We start from the raw sequence: 17,240 nt of genomic DNA, 5'->3' as shown, positions 1-17,240 counted from the left end.
GCTGCATAGTTGAACAGTGATGTTCAGCAGTGTTCAGCGTAAATGTATCAGACTTATTCCCCAACTCAACTATCGCTATCCCTTGAAGCGGGAGCGCTTTCCCAAGGGATTACGGCCTGCTATTCAAAAGCTACCTGTGTTGCTGTTGGCCTCCTAGGGATCCATCTGTTGTCTTGAGTTACTTGGCTGTCTACAGGGCGTCTGGATCTACCCCTAGCTCTCGTAGCTTCCGGGCCAGGCGCCCTGCCCGTTGTTCGGCCTGCTCAGCCCTTTGCCGCTCCAGTTCGGCCTCGGTGGGTACCAGTTCCCCAGCAGCAGTGGCCCAGCGAATCCAGGTGGCCTCGATGTCCCGAAACCTGCCCTCCCACTTCACTAGGTACAATCCCAAAACCTCGCTCGGCAAGCAACCCTCTGCATCCTCTTGAATTGGCTCATAGCGGCCGCCCCTTAGCCGAAACCCCGCCCAGTCTTCTGGCTCAAACGGGTCAAACCAAAAGTACTCCGGCACCCGGATAATCTGCTCATAAAGTTGCTTTTTGCTTGTCTTGTCCTCCTGGGCAGTGCTGGGAGAAAGAAGCTCAATCACCACGTCCGGCCCTTTGCCCTGCTCCCAAATCACCCAGCTTTTGCGCTCGCCTTTAGGCACGCCCAACACCACAAAATAATCCGGCCCTTTGAAATTGCGGCCGCTGGTCTGCTCCAAGCTGTAGTAGAGAAACATATTGCCACCGACAAAGCCATCAGGGCGCTGCTGCAACCAGGTTTGGGTAGTGGAGATGAGCAAGTCCATCTGGCACCTGTGCCGCCAGCTTTCCATAGGTTCGCTGTCGTCGTAGGGGAGCTCGTCTTGGGTGGGGGGCAACTCGGGTAGATAAACCGGATCCAGCACCTCAGTAATTGGGTTCGGGTTAGTCATTGCCAGTTCTCCTCTCTTTACCCTTACAAGGTATCGGGATCCACCCCCAGCTCCCGCAGCTTCTGGGCCAGGCGCTCTGCTCGCTGTCGCTCTTGCTCAGCCCTTTGCCGCTCCAGTTCGGCCTCGGTGGGCACCAATTCCCCAGAAGCAGTGGCCCAGCGAATCCACGCGGCCTCAATGTCTGGAAACCTTCCCCCATCTCATTGTTGCCAGCAAAGCAGCTGGGGCGCTGCTGCGACCAGGCTTGGGTAACGCAGATGAGTGAGTCCATTTGGCACTTGCGCTGCCAGCTTTCCGCGAATGCACCGTCTAACTTGGTAGGTGTGTAGGTATAATCAGCACTTGGCTCCTGACTTTGTCATTATGGATGCACGTAGGGCAGGATAGTGCAAAACTAGCCCTCTTTGTAGCCTGGGCAGAAGCTACACTTTGTCAGCAGCACTGATTAGAAGGACGAGCTATGGAAAATTCCAACAAAGAAACTCTGCAACCGCGAGTTCTCCTGAGCTGGCCAATTCCGCCAGACTACATCCCACCGCCGCAGCTTTCAGATCGGCAAGTAACTGTCTGTCCCAAAAAAAGAGTGGGGGGCTGTGGACTAGGCTATGTCAACCGTCGTGAAGGCTTGGTGGAGTGTCCGGAAGGAGATTATGACCTCTATGACTTTGTCCAGCAGTCTGAGCAGATTGTGGATAAAGAGTTTGACTTGGTGATTGTACGAGCTGCCAGCTGCGAATACAGCAACCCCTTCAACACGAAAAAATTTGGCTGTCCAACCGTCTTACTAGCCGGAGATACGCATCAGTGGCACTTCCCCATCGAACATCTTTTGGCCTACTGGGCCGTTGAAGCCTTTGATTATGTTGTTACTGATTACAACCGCCAGCACCTGCACTGGTTTGCCGCGGCGGGCGCGGAAAACCTGGCCTGGCTACCTCTCATCTCCATGCATACGGTTGTCCACAAGTGGGTAGAAGCAAGAGAAAGCCAAGTTGTCTTTATTGGCCATCAGGGATCCGACCATCCCAGACGTTCCCGTCTGGTCGAAGCCATAAAGAGGGCACACTTGCCCATTCTTGCCAAAACTGCCAACCGTCAAGAGGCAGCCCGCCTATTTGCCGAATCGCTGATTTCGTTTAACTGCAGCCTGAATGGGGATCTGAACCTTAGGAACCTGGAAGTGATTTCTGCAGGTGGCTTTTTGCTGACAGACAAGCTCTCCTTTGCATCCGGCTTTGATGAGTATCTGAGCCCCGGCTTATACTGCGACGTCTATAGTTCTGAGCTGGAGCTAGTTGAGAAAATCAAGTTTTACCTAGAAAATCCAGGGCTGGCTCTAGAGATAGCTAAAAGAGCTTATGAAAAGTTTCTTGTGGACTGGCATCCCAAGCATCGGATAGCCGATCTGATGAATTGGGTTTTCAAGGGAGAGCTACCCAACTTTTACGCAGCTAAGTCCGATCCCAGATTTTTCATTAGCACTGCCTACAGAGATCTTGTCAATACACGCCTTGCTATCTACGAACCTGTTCAGGAGTTACACCGTGTAGAGGAGCAACTTAAGGTACTGGTTAGCAAAGACTGCCCAGTAGCAGTTGTGGCAGATCTCCTGGATCTGCCGAGACTAGAAGTCTATGTTGAGGCCGGGTTCCCAGTGTCTGAGCTTCCCAAGGACGAGAGGGTCGTTTCCAGAGTACATGTCTGGGAGGAAGAGTCCAGCCACTTAGGTACTGCGACTTGGGATGTTCTGATTGCCAGATCCAACAGCCATCTTACTTCTCGACTCCTGCCCTACTCAAAATTTGTTTTTGTCCTTGATGAACAAAATCAATTGGTGTTCTCGAACGCAACAAAGTTAGCGAGCGTTGAAAGAGTTTTCTTGGGCGCGACTAGAGCGGATGGATCTTCTTGGACACTACGTCTCAATTTTTATAAGGAGGAAGAAGGCGCAGCGCTATTCACGACTGACGAAATCTTTAGTAAGCAGTCATATCCTTTTTTAAACTTCGTCGATGGCGTATCAATAATTGTTGATGTAGGAGCAAACATAGGCATCGCAAGCGCCTACTTTCGAATGCTTTATCCAAATGCTACTATTCTTTGCTTCGAGCCTGACCCTGTAGCTCTTCACTTGCTGAAGCTAAACAGCCTAGAGATAGGCGGCTGCACTGTATACCCTTTTGGGCTGTACAGTGATGATATCACCAAGACTTTCTACAGTAGTCTTGTAACGGCCTGTTATAGTTCGATACACAAGAACCAATATGCTGACTTTCCAAGAGTTGTACAGCTTGTAAAGGCAAGCTCATTCCTAGGCTCATTTCTAAAGAGTGTTGGCGCTTACAACATCGATATTCTCAAGATAGATACTGAAGGTAGTGAGACCCAAATATTAAAGGATTTGTTCGAAATTCTAGTCGACATTAAGATAATATACCTAGAGTTTCACTCTGAAGAAGATAGACGATTAATAGACCAGATCCTATGCCCTACCCATGTTTTGTACAAGGGAAACATAGTTCACACACATCTAGGTACTCTTTGCTACTTGAGTAGAAGGTATATCCTTCATGACGTTTCACGAGAACCTCTTCGGTAAAAAGTTCTCCCAGTCAGCTAGAAATCGCAGAAGCCCCGCACTGTACCCGTAGGGTCAGTGCCGGGAGGAATGCGCTTTGATGAAGTACAATGAACTTATGAGCCAAGTCCTGACCGTCTCCTGTAAGCTCGAGGCGTCCCAGTCGCAAGCCGCCAAATTGGACGCGACGATGGAGGCTTTTGGCCAAGCCTTGAACTGGGTCAACCAGAACACGCCGGAGAAGATCGTCAACGCGGTCAAACTGCAATCCCTTTGCTACTACGAGATTCGAGCCCGGTTTGGCTTGTCCAGTAACTTGGCTCAACAGGTGTGCAGACGGGTAGCGGGTTCCCGCAAAGTGGCTAAGCAGAAAAAGCGTCCCGTCAAGGAGTTTAAGAGCGGCTTTGTTACCTACGACGCTCGCATCTTTTCGTTCCGTCAAAAAGACTGGACGGTGTCGCTGACCACGGTTGAAGGGAGAGAACGCTTTGAGCTAGCCATTGGTAACTACCAGAGGGGAATGCTGGCTGGCTCTAACCCCAAATCGGCCACCCTAGTCCAGCGGAAGGATGGCTCCTACTACATCCAGATTTGCGTAGAGAAAAAGCCACCCAAGCAACAAGATACCGACAAGGTGATCGGGGTGGACTTGGGGAGGACAGATATTGCCCATACGTCAGAGGGGGACAACTGGAATGGACAGCAGTTGAACAAAGTCCGAGACCACTACTCCCGGTTGAGGGCGGTACTCCAACGCAAAGCCAGTAAGGGCACCCGCAGTTCGCGGCGCAGATGCAGAGAACTGTTGCAACGGCTGTCTGGCAAGGAGAGGCGCTTTCAGGCGTGGGTCAATCATCGCATCTCTAAAGCTATTGTCTCTAGGGCAAAGGCTACCAACAGCGCTATCGCCCTGGAAGACCTGACAGGGATCCGGGAAAGGGTCAATCAACAACCCCGCAGCAAAGCCGAGCGGCGTAGGACCAACAGTTGGGCGTTCTACCAACTACGTCAGTTTCTGGAGTACAAGGCGAGGGTTGCAGGGGTTTCTCTGATTCTTGTGCCGCCCGCCTACACGTCGCAGACCTGCCACAAGTGTTTGCATATCCATCCCGATCCTGCGCAATCCTACCGCAGTGGCAAGTCGTTCAAGTGTGGGCACTGTGGATGGGAAGGGGATGCGGATTTGAATGGTGCGAATGTGATTGCGCTTTTGGGGGCTGTCGTAAACCAGCCTAGAGGTTCGGGCCTGTTTTGTTCTCTGGTAGAGCAGAGCAGGCTCAGGGCTACTGAAAGCCCGCTCCGTACCGCTTAGCGGTCGGAGCCGGGTAGTTTACGATCCACGCCCACTTCGAGCATTTTTGCGTTGGGGGCTCTATCCGTGCTGTTCTGTTCCAGCTTGGCCACACGAGCTTCCAGCTTGCGCAAGGTACGTTGGAGCTCAGGCAAGTGCCGCTGGACGGCCATGCTCTTGCGCCATTCGGAAATGGGTTGATGGGGGTAGCCTGCCACCGTTTGACCGGCGGGGATATCGCTGGTGACGCCTGTTTGGGCGGCCACACGCACGCCATCGCCGATGTGAAGATGCCCGGCCAAGCCACATTGCCCAGCCAAGATGACGTGGTGGCCCAACTGGGTGCTGCCGGCAATGCCCACCTGAGCCACGATCAGGCAGTGGGATCCGGTGCGCACGCCGTGGCCAATTTGCACCAGATTGTCGATCTTGGTGCCGCGGCCAATACGGGTCTCGCCAACGGCGGCCCGGTCGATGGTGGTGTTGCTGCCCACCTCCACGCCGTCTTCCAGCACCACCCGGCCCGCCTGCAGCATGCGCCGCCAGGAGCCATCGGGGAGGGGAATGTGGCCAAAGCCGTCGTCGCCAATGACCGCGCCGCTGTGGATGAGGCAGTCGTCGCCAATTTCGGTGCGCTCGTGAATGACGCAGTTGGCGAAAAGCTGACACCGGGATCCAACCCGCACGTGGGGGTAGATGGTTACGTTGGGGTGGATTTGGGTGTAGTCGCCAATTTTCACCCCTTCCATCACCACCACATGGGGCCCAATGGCTACCCCCTCCCCCAACTCCACGCTGGGATCGATCACGGCGGTGGGATGGATCCCAACAGGCAAGCGATAGGGCTGGTAAAACAGCTCGATGGCCTGGGCAAAGAGCAGACGGGGATCCTTCCCTCGCAGGCAAGCAATGGGGCGGGGCAGAACCAGCGATTCCTCCACAATGACGGCGCTGGCTTGGGTCTGCTCCAGCAAGGGTAGGTAGCGGGCTTCACTGAGAAAACTCAGCTCTCCTGGGCGCGCCTCTGCGAGGCTAGCCACGCCGTGAATTTCTAGGTTGGGATCTCCCTCGTAGGGGCATCCCAATTTTTGGGCGATCTCCTGTAGCTGCATTGGGCTTGAGATCCTCTACGATTGCAGCAGCCGCACATCCATCACGGTTCCACGCAAGTTGTAGCTAAAGGTCTCGAGCTCCAGGGGAACGCCGACTTTGACGCGGTTGTTGCCTAGGACAACGCCATTTTCTGTCCGCTGGCCCCGTCCCCGCAAGGTAAACACCAGATCAAAGCGGTAGGGCTCTGGGTCAGGCAAGTTCTCAACCCGTCCATCGGGAAAAACCACCGGCACAGTGCGGCTGACATTTTCCACCCGCACCACCTCCACCTGGCCGTAGGGTTGGTTGCGGATGATCAAGTCAGCCTTCTGACCTACTTGAAAAGGTTCCAGGGATCGGCTGCTGACTCCCCGCACAATCATATCCACTTCCACCGGCAGCGTGGGGCCACCCCCCACCTGGACGACGCTGCCCGCCTGCCGCCCGGGGAAAAACAGGACAGCCGCAATCGCCGCTACTACAATGGCCAGCGCCCCCAGATCCAGAAGGCTGACCTTCCCCAGCAGACGCCCCCGTTCATCGATGAGCCGCATGGCCACTTCTCTTCCAACACCCTGCTTTATTGTAGGGTGCTCTCCTAACTGGGAAACATGGTCATCGGCCAAGTGCAGCCACCCGCGCGCTCACCGCTAGGTAACCAGTGGCAGCCAACTGGCAAAGAAGTGGAGCTGACGGGAGTCGAACCCGTGTCCGAGATGGGTACTGGGGGCTCACTCCTTCACAGGCTTAGCCTTTCTGACCCTCGAGGCAGGGATCGCCGTTTAGATCCCGGCGATGGGAGATCTCCGCCTAAGCTTAGGCTCTCCCTCGACGGAGCCGGAGAAGAGAGCTGCACCCGTTGGGGTTGTGACCCGCCCACTTAACGGGGTCGTGGGAGGATCCTCGAGCTCAGACTTCTCTTACTGAGCCTTAGGCAGCCAGAGCAGCCGCTTTACGAGCAAAAGGTACGACGTTGTTCGCACGTACTGTGTTGAGCCTGGTGGTAACGGGATAAGCTCAATCCCGACCTGCATCATGAACCCTTGTTCGCCACCCCGTCGAAACCGTTACAGCCCCGGGGTTAGCTTACATCTAGACTAGCAAAACTCTCGGGGATCCGGCTAGAGTCTTTGCGAATGTGACAAAAGTCCTGCTATCATAACGAAAGTGTAAACTCGGGTCGGTAGCTCAGCGGTAGAGCACTCGGCTTTTAACCGATTGGCCCAGGGTTCGAATCCCTGCCGACCCAGCTTTCAATGCCCTCTCTCCCCTGCCCCAGCCTAAGCTAGGATTCCAGGAGGCAGGTGGGAGAGGCGAGGTGGCCGTTCTTGCGTGGCAAGACCTAGGCAAAGAGGGGGAGGTCAAGCTGTTGCTGGCGCCGTGCGTGGAGGAGGCGCTAGCGAGCCTGGCGGAGGAGGCTGAAACTCGAGAGACGGTCTTTGTCTCCAAGCTTTGGCACCGAATTCCTGCCCAGGATGCCATCCTCGATGAGTGTCTGCAAGTGCTGGCGAGGGTAGCCCTATCCCTCTGGCCTTATTGGTATGGGGAAAAGTTTGAGCCGGGCACAACGGCAGAGGTTCAAGCTCACAATCGTCTCCGCGCCCAAGAGCTACCAGCAAAACAGGATCCCACCATTGCCAACGCCTGGCTCAAGGCGGCCATGCACCTGTGCCAACAGCAACGCCTGCCTCTGCTGCCAGGGATCCAGCGGGCGATCCAGGTGCAGCAACTGGCCAAGGCCATTGCCCCTCGCGAGCTGACCTTGGCTTTGGCAACCAATGAGACGGAGCCGGCGCCCAGCTACTTACTCGGCTTGGCCAAGGCAGCTATCTGGTTGGCTGACCACAGTCAGGCACGGCTGGTGCTGGTGGTGCCGAGCGCTTTGACTGATCACCCCGAATTGGCCTCCGTGAGCTACGGTGCCATTCGACTGCCGCTTCCTGAGAGGCTAAAGGAGTTCGACAGCTCGGTGCAGGTGGTGGTGGGTTACAAGGGATCCCCTCACCCCTTCAGTCCCGCTGAGAGAAAGCTGGCCGACCGGGTGGCAGCAGATGCGCAGTTAAAGAATTTGCTGGAATTCAACCAAACTGTACAGAGTGTTAACGGACGCACTTTCCGAGCGGATCTGCTTTGGCGGGAGGGTAAGGTGGTAGTGGAAGTGGATGGGCCAGAGCACCGCGAGCCAAACCACTACTACCAGGATCGCCTGCGGGACTACGAGTTGCTCATCTCCGGCTACTTGGTGTTGCGGATTCCCAATGAGCTGGTGATGTCCGACTGCGAGCGGGCGGTGGAGATGATCCGCGAGGTGGTTCAATTGCAACAGAGCCGGCTTTGAGGCAGGGCTGGAGGTTGGGGAAATGAGCGATTTGTTGCCCAAAAGCGAAATCTTGCTCTGGAAGCTCCTGCTAACAGGGGAAGAACCGACCAAGTCGCAAGTGAAGCCAAAGCATAGGGCCAAAGAGCTCAAGCTGTTGGAGGAAAAGGGCCTCATTGAATGCAAGACTGTAGTCGAAAAGGGAAGGAGGATAACCCGGCTTGTGCTGACTGACAAGGCCTGGGACTGGGCTTCTACCACACCTCCAACAGCCATCGCCCGCTCCAAGTCGCCAGAGGCAGCAGTTGTTTTGCAAAAGGCGTTGGCAACCCTAGTGGATTACGCACAGCGGGAGAACGTTCCCTTGGCGCGGATTCTAGGCCTACGGCCGAGTAGCGCGAACAGACCCTCTCTCGGTGGAGCAGCCCCTGTTCCTACTGGGCAAACGCAGCCCTGGGAAGTTAGCGAAGGGGAGGTTGATCCTAACTTCCTCGAGAAGGTCTTTCGCACCTGCGAGGAGATGGGAGGGCGCTACTACCTAGTCTACTTATCCGACTTGCGCAAAAGATTTCCCGATGTTCCCTCCTGGCTATTGGATCAGGCGCTCCTGACTTTGAGCCGCCAAGCCAAGATAGTGCTGATGGACCTGGACGATCCTCTGTCTATTACTCCTGAAATCGAAGCCGCCGCTATTGACCTGTACGGCTACAAAAAGCACGTTCTTCGTGTTAGGAACTAGCCATGACTTCCAAGGAAAGTACCTCTTTCTCAATCAACCAACAAAAAGCTCTAGAAGCCCTCAAGGAGGTTGATTTTGATTGGACAGTTCATCTTAGAAAAATCTGGCAACCTCCGGATTTTGACGTTCCTGAGCTTAACCGGGATGTCAGGGAGCAGCTATTCAGCCGGCTGGAGAAGTTAATCCAATCTCCCCAGATGGAGACACCCTTTGGAATCCCTGTGCTTGGCAAGGGTGGCTCTGGCAAAACCCACCTTCTCAGGGTCTTAAGACAGCACTGCTTTGAAAAAGGGGTGGGATTTGTCCTAGTGGACATGACCGATGTGAAGGACTTTTGGGAAACCGTAATCCAGGGCTACCTCACCTCTCTGCTTCAGGAAGAGCCTGATGGCACTAGCCAGCTCCAAAAAATTCTCGATCTGGTCTTTCTGAGAGCTCTCTCTACTCCCAAGCAGGCGAAGGAGATCGCCAGTTTTTCCCACGAATCTTTGCTCGACGTCATTAGACAAACTCTGCAATGGCTATTCACTCAAGATCGCAAGCACACCATCAAGTACCAAGATTGTGTACGAGCTGCCATTCTAGCTAATTCGAATGATTTTTCACTGGCGTCAATAGGTACTAGCTGGATACAGGGCCTAGGTGTGGAATCAGAGGTTGCCCGACAATTCGGTTTTACCAACGCCAGCTTAAATCCTAGTCAAGTTGTTGCAGGGCTTTCTTGGCTGATGAGCCTAAGGGGACCCACTGTAGTTGCTTTGGATCAGTTGGATCCCATTGTTGTGCAATCTCATACAAGTCCTAGTCCTTCGTCATCCTTGCAGGAGCTCTCGCCAGAGACAGAAAGAGAAGCTTCCCAAAACATCATTCATAACATCGCAGGTGGCCTCATTGGGCTACGGGACTGCCTCTCCCGATCCCTTGTCATCATCTCGTGCCTAGACCAGTCTTGGGAAATTCTAACGAAAACAGCTGTTAAAACCTTTACAGGACGCTTTGAGCGGCCTTTAACTTTGAGGCCTCTTCTTTCGGACAGTGTCGCTGAGGCAGTTGTTGTTCCTCGCCTGCAGGCTGCCTACCACAAGGTGGGCTTTATCCCTCCCTATCCTTCCTACCCGTTTAAGCCGGAGTTCTTCCAGCAGGGTATCTGTCCTCGGCAGCTCTTCCCTCGGCAGCTCCTCCAGAAATGTCATGAGCACAGGGAGCAATGCCTACGGGAAGGGAGAGTTACCGAGTTAGGTGTCCCAAGTTCTGCTCCTATCACTCCAAGTCTCCCTCCACTGAAGGAACTAGATCGAATCTTTGAGGAGGTCAAGCAAAAGGTTGATATTTCCCCGTATTTACAGGAAAACGAGAGCGAGATATGGAAAGAGCCCCTAGCTTCTCTGTGCAACTTTCTCGTCCGGCAGGAAAAGTTGCCGGCTAGTATTGGCATCCAAGTGGAAACTGACTTCCCTGGATCCAGAAGTTTCTCGCCTCTGCATTCTCGCTTGCGGCTAATCTTCTACGAGGCAAACGAGCGGGAAAGGCACCTTTGTTTTACAGCTATTCAATCAACTAATCCTAGATCTTTCCAAACTCGCTTAGTAGCTGCTAGGACGGCAGCCGGGATCGACGCGGCCCTGCGATTTCGCAAGTTGGTAGTGGTGCGCACTACCTCCCTACCAGGAGGCGAACGTACTCAGAAACTGTGGCAAAAGTTCCTTGAGGAGGGTGGGATCCACTGGCGGCCCAGTGAAAGGGAAATCAGGGTTCTGCGGGCCCTGGAGCAGCTCCAATCCAGACCCGGTTTTACGGACTGGCTGGCCGAGCGGCAGCCCCTTGCCCAACTGGCAGCCGCCGAGCCGGATTCGGGTCTGGCCAAGCTCCTCGCCTGGCTGAGGGAAGGGATCCCTGCGCAGGAAACTCCAAAAGTTGAGCCTGCCAAAAAAGGGGATTTCTCACTTTCTAGGGTAGAGAACGGCAAGGCCCCTCAAGCCAAGCAGGATCTGCACCTAACGGGTTTGTTGGTCGGGCGGCGTTGGGTGGCCAATCGAGAAGGGGATCCGGTCTTTCTGCCCGTCCCAGAGCTGGTGCGGCACACTGTGATTTTGGCTGGCAGCGGCTCGGGGAAAACGGTGCTCTTGAGGCGAATGGTGGAAGAGGCAGCCTTGCAGGGGATCCCTTCCATCGTCATCGATGCAGCCAACGACTTGGCCCGGCTGGGGGATCCCTGGCCTGCCGCTCCCGAAGGCTGGACAGAGGAGGATCAGGCTAAAGCAGAGCGCTACTTTGCCCAAACCGAGGTGGTGGTTTGGACCCCTGGGCTGGCGGCGGGCAACCCCCTCACCCTTGCCCCCCTGCCGGACTTTGCTGCGCTGGCCGGTGATCCCGAAGAGCTGGAGCAAGCCGTCGACATGGCCTGGGGCGCCCTCCAGGAGATCGTGGCTCCCGGCAAGACCGTCAGCGACGAGCTGAAGCGGGGGGTTCTTAAGGCAGCTTTGAAGTACTTTGCCACCCACCAGCCGGGATCTCTAGCTGACTTTGCCGAGTTCCTTGCGGACCTGCCTCCGGAAGCAGGAGCCGGTATCAGCAAGGCGCCGCAACTGGCGCTGCAGATGGCTAATCTCCTCAAGGCTGCCATGGTTAACAACAAGTTGCTCCATCAACAGGGGATGGCGTTGGATCCGGCCATCTTGTTGGGGCTGGGCTCAGACTACGGCAAAACCCGGGTGTCGGTTGTCAACTTGGTGGGCCTTCCCACCCTGGGGGAACAGCAGCAATTTCTCAATCAACTGGCCATGGCGCTGTTTACCTGGATCAAGAAAAACCCCGCCCCGCCGGAAGCGCCAGTGCGCGGGCTGTTGGCCATCGACGAGGCCAAAGACTTTGTGCCCTCCCAGGGGACTACCCCCTGCAAGCAGAGCCTGCTGCGCCTGGCCGCCCAAGCGCGCAAATACGGCTTGGGTCTCATTTTTGCTACCCAAGCACCCAAGAGCATCGACCACAACGTCATCGCCAACTGCTCCACCCAGTTTTTTGGCCGAGTCACGTCTCCGGCAGCCATTGAGGTAGTGCGCGAGCAAATTGCCCAGCGGGGAGGAAGCGGAGAAGATGTGGCTGTCTTAAAGGTGGGACAGTTTTATCTCTCCTCGCAGCAGCTTCACCCGCCCTGCAAAATCCAAACTCCTTGGTGCCTGTCTTTTCACGCCCCCACCCCTCTAAGCGAAGCTGAGGTGATCCAGCGCTCTCAAGGCAGCCAATCCTAGCTCCTGCCTGGCGCCCTGCTCTGGAAGAACTGTTGCCCCTTCCCCCAGCTAGTAAGTAGTTGGCAAGGATCTGGAGGGGAGTTATGCTCCCTTAAGACGTTGGCCGGGAAGGGGCAATGGGATCAGTCAAAAGACAAGCTCGGATTTTGCTCTTGCTGGCCATTGGGGCTTGGCTGAGCTGGGGGACGATGGCCTGGTCTTTCGCCTCTTGTCGGGAGCGGGATCCTCTCCTCCTACGGCAAGTCTTGGCTGCGATGGGCCGGCCTGAGGTGGTGGTGGAGGAAGTGGCTCTGTTTGATGGGGATCAGTGCCTTGTCCAGTTGGTGTTGGATCGCCGCGGGCTGAGCGGATCCCTGCCGCCGGAGATTGGCCAATTCCACCACCTGCGGGCTTTGTCTCTCAGTTACAACCAGCTTTCTGGCCCCATCCCCGCCGAGCTGGGGCAGTTGAGGGAGTTGGAACAGCTTTTTCTCGACTACAACCAGTTCTCCGGCCCCGTTCCGCCGGAGCTAGGGCAACTGCGCAACCTGCGGGGCCTGTTTTTGGATCACAACCAGCTCTCCGGCCCCATCCCCCCAGAGCTAGGCCGGCTCAGCCGCCTAGAAAACCTCAGCTTGCAAAACAACCAGCTCAGCGGCGCCATTCCCGCCCAACTGGGCCAGATGCGCTCCCTCAAGGGGCTGTTTTTGGATCGCAACCAGCTCTCTGGGCCCATTCCGCCCCAACTGGGGCAACTGCACAACCTGGAAAACCTCTACTTGTCAGACAACCGCCTCAGCGGATCCCTGCCTCCGGAGCTGGCCCAACTCAAGCAATTGCGGGATCTGCGCTTGGCCCGTAACCGGCTCACGGGCGAGCTGCCCAGCTTCTTGGCAGAACTGCCGCGGCTGGAACGGCTCCACATCGAGGGCAACCCTGGCCTCTGCCTGCCGGCGGCCCTGTCGAGCTGGTTTGCCGGTCTCAATCCAGGGGATCCCACCTCCGCCCGCCCCTGCCCCTAGCGCTGGGATCTGGGTTTGCCGGCCTCCAGGTCTTCCGCCGACCTGCGATACTGGGATCAGGTGTCCACAGCCCACTACGCGAACGGTCAGCCATGTATATCCTAGAATTGCTTTTGAAAGGGAATCCCGCCCCCATCGTCGTCCACCAAAAAGAGGAGGAAGCGGCCAACCGCGCCTACCAAAGCGTGGTCAACGCTCTCCAGAGCGGATCCCCCCAAAGCTTGGAGCTGACCTGTGACCGCACCGGCAAAAAGGTGTTCCTGCTCACCGGCGAGCTGTGTGGCGTGCAAATGACCACCAAGTCGGGTGGCCCTGGTGCCCCAGGAACTCGTCCCGGCTTTTTGGCGCAGTTGCAGGGTTGAGAGCAGCTCTTCGGGTCTTCGCGAGGGATTCTCATGTCGGAGAGGGGGACAGAGTCCTTGCGCGGCGGCAAGAGGGAGTCCCCGCCGGCCATTCGGGTGGAGGGCCTGACCTTTGCCTGGCCGGAGCGTCCCCCGGTTCTGCGGGAGTGCAGCTTTGTCATTCCCAAAGGCCAGTTGTGGATGCTGCTGGGGCCTAACGGCAGCGGCAAGTCTACCCTATTGCAACTGTTGTCCGGATCCCTCACCCATCCTCAGCCCCTAGCGGGCCACCTGGAGGTGCGCGGGCGGCTGGGCCACGTGTTTCAAAACCCGGATCACCAACTGTTCATGCCGACGGTAGGGGCAGACGTCGCCTTTGGTTTGGGGGCAGAACCCCTCACGTTGGAAGAGATTGCCGAGCGGGTGGAAATGGCCTTGGAGCAGGTGGGCTTGCGGCACTTGATCCGCCGGCCCATCCACGGCCTCAGCGGTGGACAGAAGCAACGGGTGGCAGTCGCTGGGGCGCTGGCCCGGCGCAGCGAGGTTCTGCTTTTGGACGAGCCAACAGCCCTGCTGGATCCCGAGAGCCAGGCGGAGTTGCTGCGGTGCATCCGCCGCCTGGTGGATCAAGAGGGGATCACCGCTCTCTGGGTAACCCATCGGCTGGCAGAGCTGGAATGGGCGGATGGAGCAATTTTCCTCTCCGAAGGACAGGTGCGCCATCAGGGATCCCCAGAGCAGGTGCGGCAACAGCTTGGACAACTGTTTGGCGCCTTCAGGTCTTAGCCCCGCTGATCCCGAAGAGATCGCAAAAGGGTGGCTGCAACCCCCGGCGGTCGCTGCTTAGAATGGTAATGTATCCACAGCGATCGATAGGTTGGCAGCAAGGCATCATCCTGGACTTATCTACCCTGCGGAGCGGCAGGTTTCTGCCTGTTGATCCGCGAGTGCGCTAGATCCCTGCGGATCTGCGTCAGCAGATTATACCCGTGGGCCCCTGGCCCCATCTCGTTGAAAGGAGCTTGAGAATATGGGACTGTCTGAAGTCATTGCCAAAGAGCTGGAGAACGCGCGCAAAGTCTGCTCTGAGTACGGCGAAGGGGATCCTCACTGCCGTGCAGCTTGGGATGCTGTTGAGGAAGTGCTGGCAGCCCGCAGCCACCAGCCCAAAGCTCCCAGCAGCCTTGAGCAGCACTGTGCTGAAAACCCCGACGCCGTCGAGTGCCGTGTTTACGACACCTGATTTCTGGTAACCCTGCAGATCGGTCTCGGTTTATCGACAGCGATCGCAAGTGGGATCCCCGACAAGATCCAGCGGCCTGCCAGCTCCCTGCTGGCGGGCTTCGTCTTTCTGGGCCGGAATGCGTAGCTGGGCACCGAGAATTGAGTCCAGCCGGGACACTTTGCTCACCCCAGGAAGAGGGAGGATCGCCGGCTACTTCGAGCAACAACCCTCGAAACCCCAGCCCCTCGAACTTGAGGGTTGTGGGAGGCACCCTGCTCGCAAAGAAAGTTTCTCACGGAGAAAGCTTTTGAGCAGAGTCAGCCCGCCGCCATTGCCTCATCCACAAGACAAAGGCTGTTCCCAGCAGCACCATTTGTGGGATCAGCGTCTGCCAAGTGGGATACAAACCCAACCAGCGCAGCTTCGGGATCCCGGATAAGGGGGTGATCGGAAGCCAGCCCGCCACTTGCAAAGCATGGAGGCCGCTGCCCAGGAACTTAAAGCCCAAGTAAAAAATCAGCAGGCTTAAACCCCGGAAAAAAGCCCCCAAGGGCAGCTTCAGCCCCACCTGCAGCAGCAAGACCGCCATCCCCACCAGCAGCAGGGATCCCAGACCGATCCCCAGCCAGAGATCTTTTGCCGCCAGGGAAGGGGCCAATCCCACGTAAAACAACACCGTTTCTGCCCCCTCGCGAAACACCGCTGCAAAGGCCAGGAAAGCTAGGGAAAAAACCTGGCCTGTGGCGAGCGCTGCCTGGGCTTGTTCTTGCACAAAGGTCTGCCAGGAAGCAAGGGCGGCCCGCCGGTGCAGCCAGAGGCTGACCGAAAACAGCAAACCTGCTGCCACCAGCCCAGTCATCCCCTCCAGTACCTCTTGGCGGGTGTGGGTCAGCAACTGCTGGAAAAACAACTTCACCAGCAAGGCGAGCATCACCGCTGCCAGCAGACCCATGGATCCCCCCAGCCACACCCAGCGCTGCGGGGCCGACTGCCCACTTTTGCGCAGAAGGGCCAGCAAAGCCACCAGCACCAAAAGCGCCTCCAGACCCTCCCGCAGCAAAATCGAGGCAGCATCCAAAAAGGTGTAGTCCGACATAGGTTCACCCAGGCAGGTGGCTCAATTCTAGCGTTACCTGAGGAGAGGCTCAGGTGGTGGCGGGGATGAACTTCAGAGCAGCAGAGTTGATGCAGTAGCGCAGACCCGTTGGTGGGGGACCGTCCCGAAACACGTGCCCTAAGTGACCACCACAGTTGGAGCAGTGAACCTCGGTGCGAGGCACAAGCAACTTCCAATCCGTCTTGGTGCCGATCACATGAGGAGCAATCGGCTCCCAAAAACTGGGCCAACCAGTGCCACTGTCGTATTTGGCTGCCGAGGAAAAGAGCTCCTGCCCACAGCCAGCGCAGACATAGATCCCTGGAGCCTTGTTGTCGTAGTAGGCGTTGCGGAAGGGGGGCTCGGTTCCCTCTTGGCGCAGCACATAGTACTGCTCTTCGGTGAGCAGTTGTCGCCACTCAGCGTCGGTTTTGGTAACGGGATAGATTTCTTGAGCCATCGCCTGTTGCTCTCCTGTCAAGCTGAGGGGTGCCGTAACGAACCCGGCCACTGTCAAGTCAAAAGCTTGCCTCGTCGCATAAGCGGTTTGTCCGTCCTGACATGGGTGAAGCCATCGCCGCCGGACTCTCCAGTTGCCCTGTCCGGCTGTTTCTGAGACTTGCAAGCAGATGCTTGTATGTATCTTAACTCTTCTTCACGTCTTCTTCCCCACAAAGGCGAAGGTACGGGTATCTTCACCATTGGTCGGCTACCCCTCAGCCAAAGCCGGCAGTTTCCGCGCGGCAAAGAGTCGGCGAGCTTCTCTATGAGTTCTATCTGTAGCTTCTATCCCTGGCTGGGGACATACTCCCGCTACAATGAGCACAGGCAAGGGATCCGTTCGGCCTAGGCGGGCTGGCCTGGGGATTCTTTTGCTAACCCTGAAAACGACGGAGTTATTGCCATGTTGCTGGTCGGCTCAGGCGCCAAGTTTGTGCAGCAGCTCGAGCAGTGTGGGGCTCTGGCCATCTTTGTTACCCCAGAAGGGGGATCGGAAGGGCACTACCTGCGGCGGCTGCGCGGAGCTGGCTACGAGGTAGTCACCCTTTCCAGCAAGGGGATTGGGGATCTGGCCAGTTATCTGACGTCCAGCCATGGGGTGCGGCCTGCCACGCTGGGCAAATCGCAGCGGCGCACCTATTTCTACCCCTCGTTGATCGAGCAGTACCGCGCCACCTTGCCCCCAAAGGCCAAGGGATTGGTGTTTTGGTTTTACGAGGGGCATGTGCTCAGCCGGCAAGAGCTCTCCTACCTGGTGAAGCTGAGCCAAGAAGATAAGGGCGTGAAATTTGTGGTGGAGCTGGGTCGAGAGCGGTCAATTCGGTGGCAACCTCTGCAGAGTGCCTGAGGATCTGTTCAGATTCCTCGAAAATTCTTTGCTACCATCTCAAGTAGG

The 17,240-nt window shown here is 56.6% G+C and carries 15 protein-coding genes, 1 tRNA gene and 1 other RNA gene; 11 read left to right on the top strand and 6 right to left on the bottom strand.

Annotated features, from left to right (window positions below; genetic code table 11):
* Window positions 1-190 precede the first annotated feature (190 nt).
* The gene (locus GG26_RS06110; protein ID WP_414389412.1) at window positions 191-916 is read right to left on the bottom strand and encodes a Uma2 family endonuclease; all 726 of its coding nucleotides are present in this window, start codon (window positions 914-916) and stop codon (window positions 191-193) included.
* A 460-nt stretch (window positions 917-1,376) separates the two neighbouring features.
* Between GG26_RS06110 and GG26_RS06105 the strand changes: the two genes are divergently transcribed.
* Together GG26_RS06105 and GG26_RS06100 are read left to right on the top strand one after the other, a co-directional pair.
* The gene (locus tag GG26_RS06105; RefSeq protein ID WP_414389410.1) at window positions 1,377-3,515 is read left to right on the top strand and encodes an FkbM family methyltransferase; all 2,139 of its coding nucleotides are present in this window, start codon (window positions 1,377-1,379) and stop codon (window positions 3,513-3,515) included.
* 97 nt (window positions 3,516-3,612) lie between these two features.
* Window positions 3,613-4,806 carry an RNA-guided endonuclease InsQ/TnpB family protein gene (locus tag GG26_RS06100; protein WP_414389407.1) on the top strand — a complete coding sequence of 398 codons (1,194 nt, stop codon included), beginning with the start codon at window positions 3,613-3,615 and terminating at the stop codon, window positions 4,804-4,806.
* On the opposite strand, the gene lpxD is transcribed toward GG26_RS06100, so the two are convergent.
* The 3 genes from lpxD to ssrA all read right to left on the bottom strand — a co-directional run bounded on the left by lpxD (window position 4,803) and on the right by ssrA (window position 6,954).
* Window positions 4,803-5,897: a UDP-3-O-(3-hydroxymyristoyl)glucosamine N-acyltransferase gene (lpxD, locus tag GG26_RS06095; RefSeq protein ID WP_414389404.1), complete on the bottom strand. Its 1,095-nt coding sequence runs from the start codon at window positions 5,895-5,897 to the stop codon at window positions 4,803-4,805. The genes GG26_RS06100 and lpxD overlap by 4 nt on opposite strands.
* Window positions 5,898-5,912: 15 nt before the next feature.
* The gene (locus GG26_RS06090; protein WP_414389402.1) at window positions 5,913-6,431 is read right to left on the bottom strand and encodes a DUF4330 domain-containing protein; all 519 of its coding nucleotides are present in this window, start codon (window positions 6,429-6,431) and stop codon (window positions 5,913-5,915) included.
* A gap of 127 nt (window positions 6,432-6,558) precedes the next feature.
* Window positions 6,559-6,954: a transfer-messenger RNA gene (gene ssrA, locus GG26_RS06085) on the bottom strand.
* A gap of 100 nt (window positions 6,955-7,054) precedes the next feature.
* On the opposite strand from ssrA, the gene GG26_RS06080 reads away from it, so the two are divergent.
* The 8 genes from GG26_RS06080 to GG26_RS06045 all read left to right on the top strand — a co-directional run bounded on the left by GG26_RS06080 (window position 7,055) and on the right by GG26_RS06045 (window position 14,766).
* Window positions 7,055-7,126: transfer RNA gene (locus GG26_RS06080), tRNA-Lys, on the top strand.
* A gap of 69 nt (window positions 7,127-7,195) precedes the next feature.
* Complete coding sequence (locus tag GG26_RS06075; protein ID WP_414389399.1) at window positions 7,196-8,215, top strand: endonuclease domain-containing protein; 1,020 nt, start codon at window positions 7,196-7,198, stop codon at window positions 8,213-8,215.
* 22 nt (window positions 8,216-8,237) lie between these two features.
* On the top strand, window positions 8,238-8,933 hold the full coding sequence (locus GG26_RS06070) for a hypothetical protein (RefSeq protein ID WP_414389396.1): 696 nt from the start codon (window positions 8,238-8,240) through the stop codon (window positions 8,931-8,933).
* Between the two features lie 1,646 nt (window positions 8,934-10,579).
* Window positions 10,580-12,181: a helicase HerA domain-containing protein gene (locus GG26_RS06065; RefSeq protein ID WP_414389393.1), complete on the top strand. Its 1,602-nt coding sequence runs from the start codon at window positions 10,580-10,582 to the stop codon at window positions 12,179-12,181.
* Window positions 12,182-12,297: 116 nt separating this feature from the next.
* Window positions 12,298-13,182 (top strand): hypothetical protein, encoded by an 885-nt coding sequence (locus GG26_RS06060; RefSeq protein WP_414389390.1) that lies wholly within the window; start codon window positions 12,298-12,300, stop codon window positions 13,180-13,182.
* A gap of 92 nt (window positions 13,183-13,274) precedes the next feature.
* A complete protein-coding gene (locus tag GG26_RS06055) occupies window positions 13,275-13,544 on the top strand; it encodes a hypothetical protein (protein WP_011429902.1) in 270 nt (89 codons plus the stop codon).
* A 33-nt stretch (window positions 13,545-13,577) separates the two neighbouring features.
* The gene (locus tag GG26_RS06050) at window positions 13,578-14,309 is read left to right on the top strand and encodes an energy-coupling factor ABC transporter ATP-binding protein (protein WP_099812251.1); all 732 of its coding nucleotides are present in this window, start codon (window positions 13,578-13,580) and stop codon (window positions 14,307-14,309) included.
* Between the two features lie 244 nt (window positions 14,310-14,553).
* Window positions 14,554-14,766 (top strand): CP12 domain-containing protein, encoded by a 213-nt coding sequence (locus tag GG26_RS06045; RefSeq protein ID WP_011429904.1) that lies wholly within the window; start codon window positions 14,554-14,556, stop codon window positions 14,764-14,766.
* 274 nt (window positions 14,767-15,040) lie between these two features.
* Here the strand turns inward: GG26_RS06045 and GG26_RS06040 are convergent, their stop codons facing one another.
* On the bottom strand, window positions 15,041-15,844 hold the full coding sequence (locus GG26_RS06040) for an FTR1 family iron permease (protein WP_099812250.1): 804 nt from the start codon (window positions 15,842-15,844) through the stop codon (window positions 15,041-15,043).
* Window positions 15,845-15,893: 49 nt separating this feature from the next.
* Window positions 15,894-16,304 (bottom strand): peptide-methionine (R)-S-oxide reductase MsrB, encoded by a 411-nt coding sequence (msrB, locus tag GG26_RS06035; protein ID WP_011429906.1) that lies wholly within the window; start codon window positions 16,302-16,304, stop codon window positions 15,894-15,896.
* Between the two features lie 444 nt (window positions 16,305-16,748).
* Here msrB and ndhN point away from each other — a divergent pair, with 444 nt between their 5' ends.
* The gene (gene ndhN, locus GG26_RS06030) at window positions 16,749-17,192 is read left to right on the top strand and encodes an NAD(P)H-quinone oxidoreductase subunit N (RefSeq protein WP_011429907.1); all 444 of its coding nucleotides are present in this window, start codon (window positions 16,749-16,751) and stop codon (window positions 17,190-17,192) included.
* Window positions 17,193-17,240 lie beyond the last annotated feature (48 nt).

Origin of the sequence: Synechococcus sp. 'PEA 65AY6A-5F PE A', from assembly GCF_047462575.1 — a bacterium.
Classification (GTDB): domain Bacteria; phylum Cyanobacteriota; class Cyanobacteriia; order Thermostichales; family Thermostichaceae; genus Thermostichus.
Note: the sequence above shows the minus strand (reverse complement) of the source record. Positions and strands in the feature narration are given on the sequence as shown.